15 protein-coding genes and 1 pseudogene are annotated in these 18316 nt (G+C 58.2%); 9 read left to right on the top strand and 7 right to left on the bottom strand.

The window, feature by feature from the left end; genetic code table 11:
- Positions 1-52 precede the first annotated feature (52 nt).
- A complete protein-coding gene (locus tag IFT53_RS04210) occupies positions 53-1375 on the bottom strand; it encodes an MFS transporter (RefSeq protein ID WP_192063222.1) in 1323 nt (440 codons plus the stop codon).
- A gap of 315 nt (positions 1376-1690) precedes the next feature.
- On the opposite strand from IFT53_RS04210, the gene cyoA reads away from it, so the two are divergent.
- The 8 genes from cyoA (at position 1691) to upp (ending at position 9906) form a co-directional block, all read left to right on the top strand.
- Positions 1691-2779 (top strand): ubiquinol oxidase subunit II, encoded by a 1089-nt coding sequence (gene cyoA, locus IFT53_RS04205; protein ID WP_192063824.1) that lies wholly within the window; start codon positions 1691-1693, stop codon positions 2777-2779.
- A gap of 136 nt (positions 2780-2915) precedes the next feature.
- On the top strand, positions 2916-4919 hold the full coding sequence (gene cyoB / locus IFT53_RS04200; RefSeq protein ID WP_192063223.1) for a cytochrome o ubiquinol oxidase subunit I: 2004 nt from the start codon (positions 2916-2918) through the stop codon (positions 4917-4919).
- 4 nt (positions 4920-4923) lie between these two features.
- Positions 4924-5550, top strand: a complete 627-nt coding sequence (gene cyoC / locus IFT53_RS04195; protein WP_192063224.1) for a cytochrome o ubiquinol oxidase subunit III — start codon at positions 4924-4926, stop codon at positions 5548-5550.
- Complete coding sequence (gene cyoD, locus IFT53_RS04190; RefSeq protein ID WP_192063225.1) at positions 5550-5963, top strand: cytochrome o ubiquinol oxidase subunit IV; 414 nt, start codon at positions 5550-5552, stop codon at positions 5961-5963. Before cyoC ends, cyoD begins: the two co-directional genes overlap by 1 nt.
- 120 nt (positions 5964-6083) lie before the next feature.
- Complete coding sequence (locus tag IFT53_RS04185; RefSeq protein ID WP_192063226.1) at positions 6084-6845, top strand: SURF1 family protein; 762 nt, start codon at positions 6084-6086, stop codon at positions 6843-6845.
- 125 nt (positions 6846-6970) lie between these two features.
- The gene (locus tag IFT53_RS04180) at positions 6971-8191 is read left to right on the top strand and encodes a phosphopentomutase (protein ID WP_192063227.1); all 1221 of its coding nucleotides are present in this window, start codon (positions 6971-6973) and stop codon (positions 8189-8191) included.
- Positions 8188-9174, top strand: coding sequence for an adenosine deaminase (locus tag IFT53_RS04175; protein ID WP_192063228.1), 987 nt, complete (start codon positions 8188-8190; stop codon positions 9172-9174). The genes IFT53_RS04180 and IFT53_RS04175 overlap by 4 nt, the downstream gene beginning before the upstream one ends.
- 102 nt (positions 9175-9276) lie before the next feature.
- Positions 9277-9906 (top strand): uracil phosphoribosyltransferase, encoded by a 630-nt coding sequence (gene upp, locus IFT53_RS04170; RefSeq protein ID WP_042616278.1) that lies wholly within the window; start codon positions 9277-9279, stop codon positions 9904-9906.
- 43 nt (positions 9907-9949) lie between these two features.
- Here the strand turns inward: upp and IFT53_RS04165 are convergent, their stop codons facing one another.
- The gene (locus tag IFT53_RS04165) at positions 9950-11446 is read right to left on the bottom strand and encodes a CoA-acylating methylmalonate-semialdehyde dehydrogenase (RefSeq protein WP_192063229.1); all 1497 of its coding nucleotides are present in this window, start codon (positions 11444-11446) and stop codon (positions 9950-9952) included.
- A 105-nt stretch (positions 11447-11551) separates the two neighbouring features.
- Here IFT53_RS04165 and IFT53_RS04160 point away from each other — a divergent pair, with 105 nt between their 5' ends.
- Positions 11552-12442, top strand: a complete 891-nt coding sequence (locus IFT53_RS04160; protein ID WP_192063230.1) for a LysR family transcriptional regulator — start codon at positions 11552-11554, stop codon at positions 12440-12442.
- Here the strand turns inward: IFT53_RS04160 and IFT53_RS04155 are convergent.
- The 5 genes and pseudogenes from IFT53_RS04155 to hutI form a co-directional block, all read right to left on the bottom strand.
- Positions 12426-12992: a HutD/Ves family protein gene (locus IFT53_RS04155; RefSeq protein WP_192063231.1), complete on the bottom strand. Its 567-nt coding sequence runs from the start codon at positions 12990-12992 to the stop codon at positions 12426-12428. The two genes, IFT53_RS04160 and IFT53_RS04155, sit on opposite strands and share 17 nt — an antisense overlap.
- 5 nt (positions 12993-12997) lie before the next feature.
- The gene (hutU, locus tag IFT53_RS04150) at positions 12998-14683 is read right to left on the bottom strand and encodes a urocanate hydratase (protein WP_192063232.1); all 1686 of its coding nucleotides are present in this window, start codon (positions 14681-14683) and stop codon (positions 12998-13000) included.
- Positions 14680-15494 (bottom strand): annotated as a pseudogene (hutG, locus tag IFT53_RS04145) (N-formylglutamate deformylase). Before hutG ends, hutU begins: the two are co-directional and overlap by 4 nt.
- A 2-nt stretch (positions 15495-15496) precedes the next feature.
- Entirely contained in the window at positions 15497-17032 is a 1536-nt protein-coding gene (gene hutH / locus IFT53_RS04140) for a histidine ammonia-lyase (protein WP_192063233.1), read from the bottom strand.
- Positions 17029-18285: an imidazolonepropionase gene (gene hutI / locus IFT53_RS04135; protein ID WP_192063234.1), complete on the bottom strand. Its 1257-nt coding sequence runs from the start codon at positions 18283-18285 to the stop codon at positions 17029-17031. The genes hutH and hutI overlap by 4 nt, the downstream gene beginning before the upstream one ends.
- Between the last annotated feature and the right edge of the window lie 31 nt (positions 18286-18316).

The following is an 18316-nucleotide window of genomic DNA, read 5'->3' as shown; positions in this document are numbered from 1 at the left end:
CCGCTGGTGTCTTACGACCAGCGGCTTTTTCGTTGAGTTGCATTGCGGTGATTTACTCGGCCGGCATATCCAGCGTTCGGCTGAAGTAGAGTGCAATCAGTGTGCAGAGTGCGCCGGACAGCAGGTAGATGCCGACGGCGAACAGGCCGAACTTCGAGGAGAAGCCGAGTGCCACCAGAGGCGCAAAGCCAGCGCCGATTAGCCATGAGATATCCGACGTCAGGGAGGCCCCTGTATAACGATATTCACGGCTAAAGCGCGATGCCAGCGCTCCGCCGGACTGGCCGAAAGACAGGCCAAGCAGCGAGAAGCCGATGAGCACGAAGAGATAGCGACCAATATCGCCCGATGACAGAAGCACCGGTGCAACGAAGCTGAAGACAGCAATCATGGCGGCGGCAATGCCCAGCAGCTTGCGGCGGCCGATCTTGTCGGAAAGAACGCCGGAGACGACGATCATCCCGCCAGCAATAATGGCGCTGACGAACTGCACGAACAGGAAGTCGGAGACCTTCTGATCCGTGTTGAGCGACACCCAGCTGAGCGGGAAAACGGTGACGAGGTGAAACAGCGCAAAGCTGGCAAGCGGAACAAATGCACCGGTGAACACCACGCGCGATTGTTTGCGCAGCATCTGGAACATGGGCTTGGGCTCCAGCTCATGCTGTTGCAGCATGGTCTGGAATTCGGGCGTTACGATCATGCGCAGGCGGGCAAAGAGTGCCAGAACATTGAGCGCCAGTGCCACGAAGAATGGGAAGCGCCAGCCCCAGGCCAGAAATTCCGGGTTGGATAGCTGCGTGGTGAAGATAATGAAGAATGCACTTGCAAGACCAAAGCCCATGGCCGCGCCAAGCTGCGGCATCATGGCATACCAGCCGCGCTGTTTTTCCGGCGCATTCATGGCCAGCAGGGAAACCAGTCCATCCCATGCACCACCCAGGCCAATGCCCTGACCGATGCGGAAGACGGCCAGAAGAATAGGGGCAATTATGCCGGCTTCTGCATAGGATGGCAGGAAGCTGATCGCCATTGTCGAACCACAGAGAGTAAACAGCGCAGCTGCCAGTTTGACGGCGCGCCCGAACTTGCGGTCGACCTGCAGGAAGATGAGCGAACCGATCGGCCGCGCGATGAAGGCCAGCGAGAACACGGCGAAGGAATAGAGCGTGGCTGTGAGGGGATCGACGAAGGAGAAGAAGACATGAGGAAACACCAGCGCGGAGGCAATGGCGTAGACGAAGAAGTCAAAAAACTCTGTCATTCTGGCCAGGATGACCGCGATGGTAATGCGGTCAGGATCGACAGCGATTGGCGCTGAAGCCTTGCCATTCGGTCCTCTGTGTTCGTGAAAAGCCGTATCAGTATAACTCATGAAAATTCCCTCCTGCGTAGGCGTAAGCCTTAGTTCAAACGCAGCGCCTCCTCTTGCGTTGCGTCCTATGCGGCGGATTGTCACACAGGGGTGTAAGGCCGTCAATTGGAGAATGCGGGGGAGGGCTTGCCGGGACCAAAACATGTGCGATAATACGGCAATACCAGCATTTCGACTTGAATTGCCTGTGCCGCGATTGCTGCAGAAAATAATCCATGCTGCACCGCGACAAACTACCTCATGTCATTTATGACGTTTGCCAATTATACCCGACAATACAAGAAACAGTACGAGTATCAGAACGTGCGCACGCTCATGAAAATTCCATCTGCCCTCGTGGCCATTTCGTCTTTGCTTCTGCTCAGCGGTTGCAACCTCGTTGTGATGAACCCTGCGGGTGATATCGCTGTTCAACAGCGTGACCTCATCATCACCTCGACGGTGTTGATGCTGCTCATCATCGTTCCGGTTCTCGCACTCACGCTGTTCTTCGCGTGGAAGTACCGTGCATCTGCCAAGGCGGAAGATTACGATCCGGAATGGCACCACTCCACGCGCCTTGAAATGGTGATCTGGTCGGCTCCTGTCGCCATCATTCTGATGCTTGGCACCGTGACATGGATCGCGACCCACCGTCTTGATCCCTATCGTCCGATCGAGCGTCTGGACGAGAACCGCGAAGTGACCGCGGATATGAAGCCTTTGACGGTTGAAGTCGTGGCTATGGACTGGAAGTGGCTGTTCTTCTATCCCGAGCTTGGCATTGGTAGCGTCAACGAATTCGCAGCACCCGTTGATGTTCCAATCAACTTCAAAATCACCGGCACCACGGCCATGAACTCGTTCTTCGTACCCGCACTTGCCGGTCAGATTTACGCCATGGGCGGCATGCAGACGAAGCTTCACGCTGTTATCAACAAGCCCGGCGTCTATGATGGCTTCTCGGCTAACTTCTCCGGTCCCGGCTTCTCGCACATGCGCTTCAAGTTCCATGGCATGAGCCAGGAAGGCTTTGACCAGTGGGTTGCCAAGGCGAAGGATGGCGGCAAGGGCTTTGGCCGCATGGAATACCTCGAATTCGCAAAGCCAAGTGAGCGCGAGCCCGTGCAGTATTTCGCCAGCGTTGACCCGCAGCTTTACGACGCGATCCTCAACCGCTGCGTTGAGCCTAACAAGCTTTGCATGCGTGACATGATGCATATCGATGCCAATGGTGGTGGCGGCAAGGAAGGCATTGATATTGCCAAGGCGCTGAACTCCGTGGTCTGCACACCGCTTTCGCCCTATGGCGTGGCGATGGGTCCACAGTCGACGCCTGCGGCTATCCAGGGCCAGACATTCGAGCCAGCAGCTTTGCCTGCTACGAAGGCCACTGCACCCAATGCCAGCAAGAGTGCTGGTTGATACGAGAGTTGCCTGCGGCGCGATTTCCGCGCTGCTCTGAACGCTTCGGTCTGTTCGAGGCGTAAATTCAATGACTTGGGAATGTCCGTCTCGTCCAATGGGACGAGCGGCATTCTAAAAATCGCAAGAGGCTAAAATGGTCGTCAATACCGATCAAACGTCATTTCTCTTCGGGAAGCTGACGTGGGACTCCATCCCCATCCATGAGCCCATTCTCATCGTGACCTTCGCCGTCGTGGCGCTGGGTGGCGCAGCCGTTCTGGGCGCGCTCACCTATTTCCGGCTCTGGGGTTATCTCTGGAAGGAATGGTTCACGAGTATCGATCACAAGAAGATCGGTATCATGTACATCATCCTGGCACTCGTCATGCTGATGCGCGGCTTTGCCGACGCCATCATGATGCGTATCCAGCAGGCCATAGCCTCTGGCGGTTCGGAAGGGTATCTGAACGCCCACCACTATGACCAGATTTTCACCGCGCACGGGGTCATCATGATCTTCTTCATGGCGATGCCGATGATCACGGGCTTGATGAACTACATCATTCCGTTGCAGATCGGCGCCCGTGACGTCTCGTTCCCGTTCCTCAACAACTTCTCCTTCTGGATGACAACCGCCGGTGCCGTCATCACCATGATCTCGCTGTTCATCGGTGAATACGCCCAGACCGGCTGGCTGGCCTATCCGCCACTATCAGGCATTCAGGGAAGCCCGAGCGTCGGTGTGGACTATTACATCTGGGGCCTGCAGATTGCCGGTGTGGGAACGACGTTGTCGGGTATCAACCTGATCGTCACCATCATCAAGATGCGCGCACCCGGCATGACGATGATGCGCCTGCCCATCTTCGTGTGGACATCGCTGTGTTCCAACATCCTGATCGTGGCCTCCTTCCCGATCCTGACCGGTACGCTCGCACTTCTGACCCTTGACCGTTACGTTGGTACGAACTTCTTCACCAACGATCTTGGCGGCAATCCGATGATGTACGTCAACCTCATCTGGATCTGGGGTCACCCGGAAGTCTACATTCTCGTGCTGCCAGCCTTTGGTATTTTCTCAGAGATTGTGTCGACTTTCTCCAACAAGCGTCTCTTCGGTTACGCGTCGATGGTCTATGCGACCGTGGTCATCACCATCCTGGCCTATGTCGTTTGGCTGCACCACTTCTTCACCATGGGTTCCGGTGCCAGCGTCAATGCCTTCTTCGGCATCACGACGATGATCATCTCGATCCCGACGGGTGCGAAGATCTTCAACTGGCTGTTCACCATGTATAAGGGCCGCATCACCTTCGATGTGCCCATGCTGTGGGCCATCGGCTTCATGATCACCTTCGTCATCGGTGGCATGACCGGCGTTCTGCTGGCCGTTCCTCCAGCCGACTTCGTGCTGCACAACTCGCTGTTCCTGATCGCCCACTTCCACAACACGATCATTGGCGGCGTGGTGTTTGGTGTGCTCGCCGGTATCGCCTACTGGTATCCAAAGGCCTTCGGCTATCGCCTCGACCCATTCTGGGGCAAGATGTCCTTCTGGTTCTGGTTCGTCGGCTTCTACTTCGCCTTCATGCCGCTCTACGTGCTTGGTCTGATGGGCATCACCCGCCGCCTCAGCCAGTTCGAGGACACATCGCTTCAGCCGTGGTTCCTCGTGGCAGCCTTTGGTGCGTTCCTCATCGCATTGGGCATCGCATCCTTCATCATCCAGCTCGTCGTCAGCTTCCTGCGTCGCGAAGAACTGCGTGATGTCTCGGGCGATCCCTATGGCGGTCGTACGCTGGAATGGTCTACGTCTTCTCCGCCACCTGCCTACAACTTCGCTTTCACGCCTGTCGTGCATGAAATCGACGCCTGGGCACATATGAAAAAGCACGGTGCAGAGCGCCCCGTCGATGGCTTCATCCCGATCCATATGCCGAAGAATACCGGCACGGGTGTCATCATCAGCGCCATCTCCGTCGTGCTTGGGTTTGCACTGGTGTGGCACATCTGGTGGCTGGCAATTGTCTCTCTGGTGGCCATCATCGGGGTCTCCATTGCCCACACCTTCAACTACAATCGCGACTATTACATCCCCGTTTCGGATGTGACGGAAGTCGAAGCAGAACGTACGAAGCTGCTGGCAACTCAGGCGTAAAAGAATGTCTCAAGCACCTGCCCAGAGCGCCAACGGCGCGGAAAAGCCGGTCTTCTATCTGAAGGAAGACCACCACACAGAAAACGGTACATCCATCGGTTTCTGGCTGTATCTGATGAGCGACTGCCTGATCTTCGCAACGCTCTTTGCAACTTATGCCGTTGTCGGTCGCAGCTATGCGGCCGGCCCATCCGGCGCCGATCTGTTCGACCTCAAGCTGGTGGCGATCAACACGGCATTCCTGCTGCTGTCGTCCATCACCTATGGCTTTGCCATGCTGGAAGCGCAGAAGAAGAAGATCAACACGACGCTGATCTGGCTCGGCATCACCGGTCTCTTCGGCCTGGCGTTCCTCAGCCTGGAACTTTACGAGTTCTACCACCTCATTCATGAGGGCGCGACGCCACAGCGTTCTGCCTTCCTGTCTGCCTTCTTCGCGCTGGTCGGCACGCACGGTCTGCACGTCACCTTCGGTGTCATCTGGCTCGTCACGCTCATGGTGCAGATCAAGAGGTTCGGTCTGCATGCTGCAAACATGCGCCGCCTGACTTGCCTTTCCATGTTCTGGCACTTCCTGGACGTGATCTGGATCGGCGTCTTTTCCTTTGTTTACCTGGTTGGAGTTCTGTGATGGGTTCAAACACACACGACCATAACCACGCGCACGGTCATGACCATGCACATGATCACGACCATCATGACAGCGGCGAAGATCATGGCTCGTTCAAGAGCTACATGATCGGCTTCATCCTTTCGGTCATCCTGACGGCGATCCCGTTCTGGCTGGTCATGGGCGATGTTCTCGAAAACCGCACGACAACCGTCATCGTCATCATGATCTTCGGCGTGATCCAGGTCTTCGTACACATGATCTACTTCCTGCACATGAACACCAAGTCGCAGGGCGGCTGGACCTTCATGTCGCTGCTGTTCACGCTTGTGGTGGTCATGATCACACTCGTTGGCTCGCTCTGGGTCATGTACAACATGAACAAGAACATGATGCCGACCATGACGATGGAGCAGATGCGCAACATGCCGTAACCGGCGGCATCGGCCACGATCTAGCGACCCGCAACAGCGGGTCGTTCCTCTCCGAGAGACACGAAAACCCCATGAATCGGAGAGCGGATTCATGGGGTTTTGCGTTGAGCGAGAAGCCAAATGACCATTCAGAATAAAGAAGCATCGGCTCGAAAGGGCATCCGCCCTGCGGCAGTCGCCGTCATGGTCATGACCATCATCCTGACCGGGTGTTTGCTGGCGCTGGGCACATGGCAGGTCAACCGTCTGTCGTGGAAGCGGGATCTCGTAGCGCGCGTCGAAGAACGTGCGCACGCGAGCCCGGTGGAGGTGCCCGCCGCTTCCGATTGGCCCGCGCTGACGGACCCCGCGCAATATGAATATCGCCGCGTGAAAATCACCGGCACTTTCCGCCATCAGGATGAGGTTCAGGTCTATACCGTGACGGACCTCGGTCCCGGCTATTGGGTGCTGACCCCGTTGGAGCGGCAGGACCGCACCCGCGTCATCATCAACAGAGGCTTTGTGCCGACCGATAAGCGTGATCCAGCCACCCGCCCACAAGGTGAGGTCGAGGGCGCGGTCGAGATTGTCGGCCTGATGCGCGCGCCGGAGACCGGAGGGCTCTTCCTGCGCACCAACGATCCGCAAAACGACCGCTGGTATTCACGCAACATCGCCCAGATCACTGACGCAAAGAAGATCGAGAATGCCGCACCCTTCTATATCGATGCGGATGCGACGGCCAATCCCGGCAGCTTGCCGGTGGGCGGCAAGACCATGCTGACCTTCCCCAACAATCATCTCTCCTATGCCATCACATGGTATATTCTGGCTGGAATGGTGGTCGCTGCGGGATGGTATGTGATGCGGAATTTGAATGCACCAAAAGACGAGCGGTGAGTGACGAGGTGACTAAGCCCGAGTCAGCGCCGTGCTTAAATAAAGCATTTCCCCTTTATGCGCTGGATGATTATATCACCATGTTGTGAGAGCGGCCGTAAGAGCCGCAGTTTTTGTGGTGATACATGGCACGCGCTTTTCTTCTGCTTCTCGATTCCTTTGGTGTGGGTGGCGCACCGGATGCTGAAGCCTATGGCGATCTGGGATCGAACACGCTTGGCCATATTGCCGAGTTCTGCGCCGCCGGTGCGGCGGATCGAGCAGGCCTGCGCGCCGGTCCGCTGAAGCTGCCGAACATGTCGGCGCTCGGACTTCTGAATATTGCGCACCTTGCTAGCGGTGAACGCCCGGCGGGAATGGAGCCACCAGAGCGCATCTATGGCCTTCATGGCTGCGCTAGCGAGGTTTCCAAAGGCAAGGACACGCCATCGGGCCACTGGGAAATTGCCGGTACACCTGTTCGGTTCGATTGGGGTTATTTCCCAACTGAGGGCGATGCTTTTTCGCCGGAGCTTGTCGCCGCCATTTGCGCTGAGAGCGAAGTGCCCGGCATACTCGGCAATTGCCACGCATCCGGCACGGATATTATCGCGCGTTTCGGCGCAGAGCATATCAAAACTGGCAAACCCATCTGCTACACCTCATCGGACTCCGTGTTCCAGATTGCAGCCCATGAAGAGCATTTTGGTCTAGAGCGGCTGATTGCCTTCTGCCAGACAGTGCGAAAACTCGTTGATCCGCTCAATATCGGCCGGGTCATCGCAAGGCCCTTTACGGGCGAAACACCGGCGACATTCGAGCGAACCGGCAATCGCCGGGACTTTTCGGTCCTGCCGCCAGAGCCAACGCTGCTGGACCGGCTTGTCGAAAAGGACCACAAGGTGCTGGCCATCGGCAAGATTGGCGATATTTACGCCCATCAGGGCGTGTCCCGCGTCATCAAGGCCAATGGCAACGAGGCGCTGATGGACGCGACGCTTCAGGCCATGGACGAGGCCGAGAACGGCGATCTCGTTTTCACCAATTTCGTCGATTTCGACATGAATTATGGCCACCGCCGCGATGTCGCAGGCTATGCGGCGGCGCTCGAAGCCTTCGATGCGCGCCTGCCGGAAATTCATCGCAAGATGCAGCCCGGCGATCTCGCGATCATCACCGCTGACCATGGGTGCGACCCGACATGGCGCGGCACGGACCATACACGCGAGCGCGTGCCGATCATGGCCTTCGGCCCCGGCATCCGCGAACGCAGCATCGGCATCCGCCCGACCTTTGCCGATATTGGCGAAAGCATCGCCGCCCATCTTAATATACCGACCGGTCGCCACGGCAGGAGCTTCATGTGACATCCCATCTTCTGAAAGCCGAGATCCATTGCCATCTGGAAGGGGCTGCGCCGCCTGCACTGGTGGAAGAACAGGCACGGAAATACCGCATCGATACCAGCGCTTTTCTGCGCGACGGCGCTTACATCTGGTCAGATTTCGCCGAGTTCATAAAGTGCTATGATGCCGTGGCTCAGGTCTTCAAGACGGATGAGGATTATGCGCGTCTGACCGAGGCCTATCTGACGGAGCTGGCGGGTGAAAATACCATATATAGCGAGTTGATCATTTCACCCGATCACGGCGACCGCATTGGCCTCGGCGCAGATGCGTATCTGGCCGGCATTGCCGAGGGTATAGCAGCAGCCAAGCAAAGGACCGGCATCGAAGCGCGCATCATCGTCACTGGCGAGCGCCATTTCGGTCCCGAAAGCGTCATTGCCGCTGCGGAATATGCGGCACGGGTCAAGCATCCGCTCATCACCGGTTTCAACTTGGCTGGTGAAGAGCGCATGGGCCGGGTGGCAGACTATGCCCGCGCCTTTGATATCGCCCGCGATGCCGGGCTTGGCCTCACCATCCATGCGGGCGAGGTTTGCGGTGCATTCAGCGTGTCTGACGCGCTTGATCTCATCAAGCCGCAGCGCATTGGTCACGGCGTGCGTGCCATCGAGGATGATGCGCTGGTTGCGCGGCTGGCGGAGCTTGGCACGGTGCTGGAGGTCTGCCCCGGCTCCAACATCGCGCTCAATGTCTACCCGGATTTTGAAAGCCATCCTTTGAAGCGCCTGCGGGATGCGGGCGTTCGCGTATGCGTCAGTTCTGACGATCCTCCCTTCTTCTCCACGTCGCTGGCGCAGGAATATGAGATCGCCCGCCACGCCTTCGGTTTCAGTGACGCCGAGATCAATGCGATGACCCGCACTGCCATCGAAGCGGCCTTTGTGGATGATGAAACCCGCGCGCGGCTGCTCGGCCTGTTGGATACACCATCTGCTTCATAGAAACAGGCAAGGACGGAGGCGCAAAATGTGCTTCCGGTCTTGCGAAACCGGTTCATTCGGTGAAATACAGAGACATCAGAGATCAAAGAAAAGGCCAGGTTCATGGACGGCGTCACCGTTATCGCTCACCCGCTCGTGCAGCACAAACTTACCATCATGCGCAAGAAGGAAACCTCGACTGCTGGTTTCCGCCGTCTGCTGCGCGAAATATCGACGCTGTTGTGCTATGAAGTGACGCGCGATCTGGAAATGACGCAGGAAACCATCGAAACACCGATGCAGACCATTCAGGCGCCGGTTCTGGAAGGCAAGAAGCTCGTTTTCGCCTCCATCCTCCGCGCCGGTAACGGTCTGCTGGAAGGCATGCTGGAGCTCGTTCCATCCGCCCGCGTCTCGCATATCGGTGTGTACCGCGATCACGATACGCTTGAGGCCGTGGAGTATTTCTTCAAGGCACCCGACAATCTCGATGCACGCCTGATTATCGTTGTGGACCCAATGCTGGCCACCGGCAATTCGTCCATCGCCGCCGTCGATAAGCTGAAGGAACGTGGCGCCAAGAATATGCGCTTCGTGTGCCTTCTCGCCGCCCCTGAAGGCATCAAGAACTTCCGCGAAGCGCACCCGGATGTTCCGATCTTCACGGCTTCCATCGACAGCCACCTGAATGAACAGGGCTACATCATGCCCGGTCTGGGTGACGCGGGCGACCGCATGTACGGCACGAAATAAGCAGTCCATGCGCCCCCGGTTCAACCGGGGGCGCATATCTCAATTACTTCATCGTCGGCATGACGAATTCTGCACCAGTCTTGATACCTGATGGCCAGCGCGTTGTGATCGTCTTGGTCTTGGTCCAGAACTTGATCGAATCCGTACCGTGCTGGTTGAGGTCACCAAAGCTCGATGCCTTCCAGCCGCCGAAGGAGTGGTAGGCCAGCGGAACAGGGATTGGCACGTTGATGCCGATCATGCCGATATTGATGCGGCTGGCAAAATCACGGGCTGCATCACCATCGCGGGTGAAGATTGCGACGCCATTGCCATATTCGTGCTTCATCGGCAGTTCCAGCGCTTCTTCATAGTTCTTGGCGCGAACGACCGACAGAACCGGCCCGAAGATCTCCTGTTTGTAGATGTCCATATCCGTAGTCACGTGGTCGAACAGGCATCCGCCGACGAAATAGCCGTTTTCATAACCCTGCAGCTTGAAATCCCGGCCATCGACGAGGAGTTCGGCACCCTGCTCGACGCCGCTGTTGATCAGGCCCTGAACGCGGGTCTGTGCTTCCTTGGTGATCAGCGGGCCCATATCGGCCTTGTCGTCTGTGTAGGGGCCGATCTTGAGTGCTTCGATCTGCGGGATCAGCTTTTCGATCAGACGATTTGCCGTGTCTTCACCAACCGGTACAGCAACGGAGACCGCCATGCAGCGCTCACCGGCAGAACCGTAACCGGCACCCATCAGCGCGCTCACAGCCTGGTCGAGATCGGCATCCGGCATGATGATCATGTGGTTCTTGGCACCGCCAAAGCACTGGGCGCGCTTGCCGTTCATGGCAGCCGTGCCGTAGACATAGCGTGCGATTGGCGTGGAGCCGACGAAGGACACCGCGCCGATATCCGGGTTCGTCAGAAGGCCGTCAACAGCGCTCTTGTCGCCATTGACGACGTTGAGAATGCCCGCAGGCAGACCGGCTTCGATCATCAGTTCAGCAAGACGGATCGGCAGGGATGGGTCGCGCTCGGAAGGCTTCAAAATGAAGGCGTTGCCGCACGCGATTGCCGGTGCAAACATCCACATCGGGATCATGCCGGGGAAGTTGAAAGGCGTGATGCCAGCGCCGATGCCAACCGGCTGGCGGATGGAATACATGTCGATGGCAGGACCAGCACCCTCGGTGAACTCACCCTTGGAAAGATGCGGGATTCCGCAGACGAATTCGCAGACTTCCAGGCCGCGAATAATATCGCCCTTGGAATCTTCCACCGTCTTGCCGTGTTCGCTGGAAAGCAGCACAGCCAGTTCGTCCATGTTCTGGTTCAGCAAGTCCACGAACTTGAAGAACACGCGGGCGCGGCGCTGCGGGTTGGTTGCGGCCCATTTGGGCTGGGCTTTCTTGGCGCTCTCAACAGCCGCCAGGATCTCCGCATCGCTGGCCAGCGAAACCGTTGCCTGCACTTCGCCTGTTGCCGGATTGTAGACATTGGATGTGCGGCCACTGGTGCCGCTCACATGCTTGCCGTCGATGAAATGGCCGATTTCTTTCATGGGTAGTCCTCCAGATTTGATGCCGCACCTTCGCGCTTTGAATTGCACAAATCAATCACCTGGAATAATCATCCGTTGTGCATAAATCGACATTAGGGATGAGATATGAACTGGGATGATGTGCGCGTATTCCTCAGCGTTGCGCGAAGCGGGCAGTTTCTCGCCGCTGCTAGAAAGCTCGGCGTTAACCATGCGACGCTTAGCCGCCGTGTGTCCGCGCTAGAGGAAGCACTCGGCTGTCAGCTGTTCCTGCGCAGCACGACCGGATGCGAGCTGACCGAGGACGGCACCCGCTTTCTGGCCTCGGCGGAGCGGATGGAAACGGAAATGCTCGGCGTGCGGGCTGATCTGGGGCGAGGGGACTCGGCGATTAGCGGCACGGTGCGCATCGGTGCGCCCGATGGTTTCGGCGTGTCATTTCTCGCGCCGCGTCTTGGCGCGCTGACGGCGATGCACCCGGATCTGAAAATAGAGCTCGTCCCTGTGCCGCGATCTTTCTCGCTGTCACAGCGTGAGGCAGACATTGCCATAACCATCGAAAGGCCGGAGCAGGGAAGGCTCGTTTTGTCCAAACTCACCGATTATTCGCTGGGTCTTTATGCGTCGGACGCCTATCTGCGGATGAATAGCGTGCCGGATACTATCGAGGCGTTGAAGCTTCACCGCCGCATCGGCTATGTCGAGGACCTCATCTTTTCTCCATCGCTGAATTACACGGGCGAAGTGATGCGGGACTGGAATGCGAGCTTTGAAATCTCGAGCGCCATCGGCCAGACAGAGGCGGTGCGATCCGGCGCTGGCATCGGCATCCTGCATGATTACATTGCCCGCAATCACCCCGAGCTCACGCGCATCATGCCTGACGTCACCATCCGCCGCTCCTACTGGACGGCGTTTCATGAGAACGCGCGCCAGTTGGCCCGTGTGCGAACTGTCGTGCAGTTTCTTCAGGACATTGTCGCAAGCGAGCGCCACATCTTCAGCCCTGCGGCATGATGCGGATGACGTAGCAAACGGTGTGATTGGCTTCTATCTCTATCGTTTCGGCGACCTCAACGGCATCCAGTGCGGCCAGCTCTACCGTCTGGTTCTTCGATGTCGCCAAGGCGTCTCCCGTAACAAGCACGAGAACCGTCTCGCTCAAAGCCTCTTTATTGACTGAAAAGCGCCCCGTTATCCGCTCGACGCTGTGACGATAGCGCCCGCGCCGGGTCATGACATTGAGGTCGGTCACGGGCCCATCGACCAGCGTGGCTGCTGCTGCAATATCTGCCGCGAAGGACAATGGCAGGCTTGCGTCTTGGAGCGCCACGTCTTCCCCGCCCTCCATCTCCAGCGAAATTCCGGCACCATCCAGAATAGACAAGGTGCGATCAATGCCGGGGAAGATGGAGAATGGCCCGTCGCTGGCGACTGTCGCCATGCTGATGCGCCAATCAAAGTCATCGACGCTAGCCGCGGGCGGAAAGACGGCGATTTCCACCGTCTCCCCGCCGCCGTTCTTCCATGGCATGCGCTTGTGTTCAGTGGCGCGGTAGAGCTTCATGACGCTCAGTTACCCAGAATGCCGGGCAGGCGAAGGCCCTTTTCGCGGGCGCAATCCAGAGCGATATCATAGCCCGCATCGGCGTGGCGCATCACGCCGGTTGCCGGGTCGTTCCACAATACGCGATTCAGACGCCGTGCCGCATCATCCGAACCATCGGCGCAGATGACGACGCCCGAATGCTGGGAAAAGCCCATGCCCACGCCTCCGCCATGATGCAGCGAAACCCAGGTCGCACCCGATGCAGTGTTCAGCAGCGCATTCAGAAGCGGCCAGTCGGAGACCGCATCCGATCCGTCCTTCATCGCTTCCGTCTCCCGGTTGGGAGAGGCAACGGAGCCTGAATCGAGGTGATCGCGACCGATCACGACGGGCGCTTTCAGCTCCCCGCTCTTGACCATCTCGTTGAAGGCGAGCGCCAGGCGGTGCCGGTCGCCGAGACCCACCCAGCAGATGCGGGCGGGCAATCCTTGAAAGGCGATGCGATCACGCGCCATATCCAGCCAATTGTGAAGATGGGTGTTGCCGGGGGTGAGTTCCTTGACCTTGGCGTCTGTCTTGTAGATATCCTCAGGATCACCCGAAAGCGCTGCCCAGCGGAAGGGGCCAATGCCACGGCAAAACAGCGGACGGATATAGGCTGGCACGAAGCCGGGGAAGGCGAAGGCGTTTTCCAGCCCCTCTTCCTTGGCGACCTGGCGGATGTTGTTGCCATAATCCAGCGTCGGCACACCTGCATTCCAGAAATCGACCATGGCCTGAACGTGCTGCTTCATCGAAGCGCGGGCGGCAACTTCCACCGCCTTAGGGTCGCTCTCCTGTTTCGCGCGCCATTCACCAACCGTCCAACCCAGCGGCAGATATCCGTGGATCGGGTCATGGGCTGAGGTCTGGTCGGTCACGATATCGGGGCGTGGACCGCCAGCCTGCATGCGCTTGACCAGCTCTGGGAATATCTCGGCGGCATTGCCAATCAGGCCGACGGATTTCGCTTCGCCCGCCTTTGTCCATTGGTCGATCAGATCAAGGGCCTGATCCAGCGTGTGGGCTTTGGCATCGACATAACGGGTGCGCAGACGAAAATCGACGCGGGTTTCATCGCACTCCACCGCAAGGCAGCAGGCGCCAGCCATCACAGCTGCCAGCGGCTGTGCCCCGCCCATGCCACCCAAGCCGCCGGTCAGGATCCACTTGCCCTTGAGGTTTCCTTCATAATGCTGGCGGCCGGCTTCCACGAAAGTCTCGTAGGTTCCCTGCACGATGCCCTGCGTGCCGATGTAGATCCACGAACCGGCGGTCATCTGGCCATACATGGCCAGCCCCTTCTTATCCAGCTCGTTGAAATGCTCCCACGTTGCCCAATGGGGCACGAGGTTGGAATTGGCGATCAGCACACGTGGCGCATCCTTGTGGGTGCGAAACACCCCAACCGGCTTGCCGGATTGCACCAGCAGCGTCTCATCCTCGTTGAGATCCTTCAGCGTGGCGACGATGCGGTCGAAATCCTCCCAGGTGCGGGCGGCGCGGCCAATGCCACCATAGACAACCAGATCATACGGGCGCTCGGCGACATCAGGGTCGAGATTGTTCATCAACATGCGCAGCGGCGCTTCGGTCATCCAGCTTTTGGCATTGAGTTCCGTGCCTCTGGGGCTGCGGACTTCGCGTTCATTATGGCGTGGATTGTTCATGATGATCTCCCCTTATCGTTGGCCTGAAGCGCGAAGTCTTCCAGACGCGTCAGAATGGTCTTGAGATGGGCGCGAAGGCGGGTCGCCTTTTCGCGGTCATAGGCAAATGGCGGCGTTTGCGTGGTGAGATGGTTGGATTGCGCCAGTTCCATCTGAATGGCGTGAACGCCGGTTTCCGGCTTTCCATAATGGCGTGTTGTCCAGCCGCCCTTGAAACGGCCATTCAAAACGGACGTATAGCCTTGCGCCGCCGCAGCGCCATCGCAGACGATGCTTTCGATGGCAGGATCGCATGTCCGGCCCATATCCGTGCCGATGTTGAAATCCGGCAGCGCACCGTCAAACAGGAACGGAATGTGAGAGCGGATCGAGTGGCAATCATAGAGAATGGCAATGCCGTGAATGGCCTTCACCCGTTCAATTTCTGCCGAAAGCGCCGCGTGATAGGGCGCATGGAATTCACGCAGCCGCTGGGCGATATCCGCTTCGGTCGGCTCTTCGCCATCGTTCCAGATGGAATGGCCATCGAAATCCGTTATCGGCACCAGTCCCGTCGTATTCTGGCCGGGGTAGAGGCTCACTCCCGCAGGATCGCGGTTTGCATCGATGACATAGCGGTGGAACGTGGCGCGCACGGTCGTCGCGTCATCCAGCAGTCCGGCGTAGAGATCGTGAATGTGCCAATCGGTATCGGCAAGGGTTTTGCCATTGCTGTTCAGGCGTTCCCATATATCCGCTGGCAGCTCGGTGCCGGTGTGCGGCAACCCTAAAATGATGGGGAAGAGCCTTGATGCAGTTCGAAAACCGGCATCCTCACACCTCCAGATTCGGCAGGATTCCGTCTGAAATGACCGAAATCAGTGCGCCTGACGCGATCAATTCCGATGCGGCCTTCAGATCGGGAGCCATGTAACGGTCATTATCTAGTGAGGGGATGACGCCGCGCAGCACAGCCATCGCTTTTTGCAGCTCCGGGCTGGTCTTCAGCGGTCCGCGCAGTTCCACGCCCTGAACGGCGGACAGGGCTTCGATGCCCAGAATGGCAAACAGGTTTTCCGTCATCGCCAGCAGGCGTCGCGCGCCGTGGCAAGCCATCGAAACATGGTCTTCCTGATTGGCAGAGGTGGGCGTGGAATCGACCGATGCCGGGTGCGACATCTGCTTGTTTTCGCTCATCAGGGCTGCCGATGTCACTTCGGCAATCATCAGGCCGGAATTAAGACCCGGCTTTTTCGAAAGGAAAGCAGGCAGACCGTAAGACAGCGCCGGGTCCACAAGCAATGCGATACGGCGTTGGGCAATCGCGCCGATCTCGCAGATGGCAAGCGCTGTCTGGTCTGCCGCGAAGGCGACGGGCTCTGCGTGGAAATTGCCGCCGGACACAACGGAGTTATCCGAAAGCACCAGCGGGTTGTCGGTGACTGCATTGGCCTCGATCTGCAAGGTTTGGGCGACGTGACGCAGAAGGTCGAGGCAGGCACCATCCACCTGCGGCTGGCACCGGATGCAATAGGGATCCTGCACACGCTCATCGCCCTCGATATGGCTGACGCGGATCTCGGAACCGTCAAGCAGATTGCGAAGGGCGGCCCCCGCATCGATCTGTCCCTTGTGGCCACGCAATGTGTGAATATCAGGATGGAATGGCGCAGATGAGCCCATGGCCGCATCGGTGGAGAGCGCGCCTGTTATCAGCGCTGCCTGCGCTGCCCGGTGGGTGCGGAACAGGCCTGCCAGTGCAAGCGCCGTGGAGGTCTGCGTGCCATTGATGAGCGCCAGACCCTCTTTCGCGGCCAGCACGACAGGCGTCAGACCAGCTTTTGCGAGCGCGTCCTCTGCTGGCATTAACGCACCCTCATAAAATGCTTCGCCTTCACCCATCATGACAGCTGCCATATGCGCGAGCGGTGCAAGGTCTCCCGATGCGCCGACCGAGCCTTTTTCCGGTATGGCGGGGATGACGCCTTTTTCCAACATCGCTTCAATCAAACGCACCAGTTCCAGCCGCACGCCGGATGCACCGCGACCGAGCGAAATCAGCTTCAGCGCCATGATGAGGCGCACGATATTTTCCGGCAGGGCCGCACCCACGCCGCAGCAATGGGAGAGGATGAGATTGCGCTGGAGCGTGGCGACATCCGCCGCATCGATCTTGATCGAGGCCAGTTTGCCGAAGCCTGTATTGATGCCATAGACCGGGGCGTTGCCCGCGGCGATTTCCGCTATGCGTCTTGCAGCTTTTTCGATGCCGGCATCGAAAGACGGATCAAGCTTTGCCGAACCGTTGTTCCAGTAGATATTGGCGAGATCCGCAAGCTGCACGGAGCCGGGGTGGAGAGTGATGGTCATGATGTGATCCGTCCCTTGAAAATACGGGCATGAAGCGGGTTGAACCCGGTGCGGTAGACAAGCTCGGCAGGCCGCTCGATGTTCCAGATGGCAAAATCGGCTGATTTTCCGGTTTGCAGCGTTCCGGTTTCGCCGGAAAGACCGAGCGCCTTGGCCGCATTGCGCGTGGTGGCTGTGAGGCATTCCTCAACCGTCAGCCGGAACAATGTCGCGCCCATATTCATGGTCAACAGCAGCGAGGTCAGCGGAGAGGTGCCGGGGTTGCAATCGGTGGCAAGCGCCATATCTGCACCTGCATCCCGCAGGGCCTGAACCGGCGGCAGCTTCGTTTCGCGCAATGTGTAGAATGCGCCGGGCAAAAGCACGGCAACCGTCCCGGCTTTGGCAAGGGCCACGGCTCCCGCTTGATCCAGATATTCCAGATGATCGGCGGAAAGCGCGCCATAGGATGCAGCCAGTTGCGACCCACCGAGATTGGAAAGCTGTTCGGCATGCAGCTTGAGCGGCAGACCGAGCGAGACGGCTTTTGCGAAGACAATGCGCATATCCTCGACGGAAAATGCGATGCCTTCGCAAAAACCATCGACAGCATCGATCAGCCCTTCGGTATGTCCGCGCTCCATTCCGGGTAGAACGACATCGGCGATGTAATCTGCGTTGCGGCCTTTATAGTCAGCCGGGGTTGCGTGGGCTGCAAGGTAGGTGGTGAGAATACGCACCGGCCGCAACGCACCGAGTTCGCGCGCCACGCGCAGCATCTTCAGTTCGGTTTCGATATCCAGCCCGTAACCGGATTTAATCTCTATGGTTGAAACGCCTTCGGCCAGAAGCGCATCCAGTCGCGGCAGCGCCTGCGCAACCAGCTCATCCTGCGATAAGGCCCGCGTATCGCGCACTGAAGAAACGATGCCGCCGCCTGCTCTTGAGATTTCTTCATAGCTTGCGCCATTCAACCGCATCTCGAACTCCATGGCGCGGTTGCCGCCAAAAACGAGATGGGTGTGGCAATCGATCAGGGCAGGGGTGATCCAGCGTTCATCGCAATCAAACACACGGGCGGCGCTTGCATAGTCTTGCGGCAGCTCCGCCTCGGGACCCGCAAACAGGATACGCCCGTTGCGCACGGCGATGGCTCCTTTTTCGACAATTCCAAGGCCTTGAGACATTGGTGCAAGCGTTGCAATCCGGGCGTTGCGCCAGAGAGAAATTGCGGTCTGATCGGTGGTCTGGTCTGGAATGAAGGTGCCAGTCATGCTCAATTTTCCCTTCCCATATGTTTAATAT

The sequence above is a fragment of the Rhizobium sp. CFBP 13644 genome (assembly GCF_014842165.1).
Lineage (GTDB): Bacteria > Pseudomonadota > Alphaproteobacteria > Rhizobiales > Rhizobiaceae > Agrobacterium > Agrobacterium tumefaciens_C.
The sequence above is the reverse complement of the archived record's forward strand: the minus strand, read 5'-3'. Positions and strand labels throughout refer to the sequence as shown.